At 40.2% G+C, this 995-nt stretch carries 2 protein-coding genes; both read left to right on the top strand.

The window, feature by feature from the left end; genetic code table 11:
- A partial coding sequence (gene feuA / locus ACWHAR_RS23545; RefSeq protein WP_452088004.1) for an iron ABC transporter substrate-binding protein FeuA occupies positions 1-904 on the top strand: 904 nt, incomplete at its 5' end.
- An 18-nt stretch (positions 905-922) separates the two neighbouring features.
- Positions 923-995: hypothetical protein (locus ACWHAR_RS23550; protein ID WP_452088005.1), on the top strand; the 73-nt coding region annotated here is incomplete at its 3' end.

Here is a 995-nt window from a genome sequence, read left to right on the forward strand (position 1 = left end):
GGCTGCTTGCGGCAGCAAAAATGAATCAACTGCCAGCAAGGCAAGCGGCACAGCATCTGAGAAGAAGAAAATTGAATACCTTGATAAAACATATGAAGTAACTGTACCGACAAACAAAATTGCCATTACGGGAAGCGTTGAATCAATGGAAGACGCGAAATTGCTTGACGTTCATCCGCAAGGCGCAATTTCATTCTCCGGCAAATTCCCTGATATGTTCAAAGACATCACTGATAAAGCCGAACCAACCGGAGAAAAAATGGAGCCAAATATTGAAAAGATTCTTGAAATGAAGCCAGATGTTATCCTTGCTTCAACAAAGTTTCCGGAAAAAACGCTGCAAAAAATCAGCACAGCAGGCACGACGATCCCAGTTTCTCATATCTCTTCAAACTGGAAGGAAAACATGATGCTTCTTGCCCAGCTGACTGGAAAAGAGAAAAAAGCAAAGAAAATTATTGCAGACTATGAACAGGATCTAAAAGAAACAAAAACAAAAATCAACGATAAAGCGAAAGATTCAAAAGCGCTTGTCATCAGAATCAGACAAGGCAACATTTACATTTACCCTGAACAGGTGTATTTCAACTCCACACTATACGGTGATTTAGGCCTTAAGGCGCCGAACGAAGTAAAAGCTGCAAAAGCGCAAGAGCTGATTTCATTAGAAAAATTAAGTGAAATGAACCCGGACCATATTTTCGTCCAATTTTCTGATGATGAAAATGCAGACAAACCTGATGCCTTAAAAGATTTAGAGAAAAATCCAATCTGGAAAAGCCTTAAAGCAGTCAAAGAAGACCATGTGTATGTCAACTCAGTGGACCCTCTCGCACAAGGCGGCACAGCTTGGAGCAAAGTCCGTTTCCTGAAAGCGGCTGCTGAAAAATTGACACAAAACTAATTCAGAGTAGGTTTTTGTATGTATTCAAAACAGTGGACACGTATCATATTGATTACTTCTCCATTTGCTATAGCGCTGTCACTTTTACTTT

The sequence above is a fragment of the Bacillus sp. LR--39 genome, assembly GCF_053613335.1.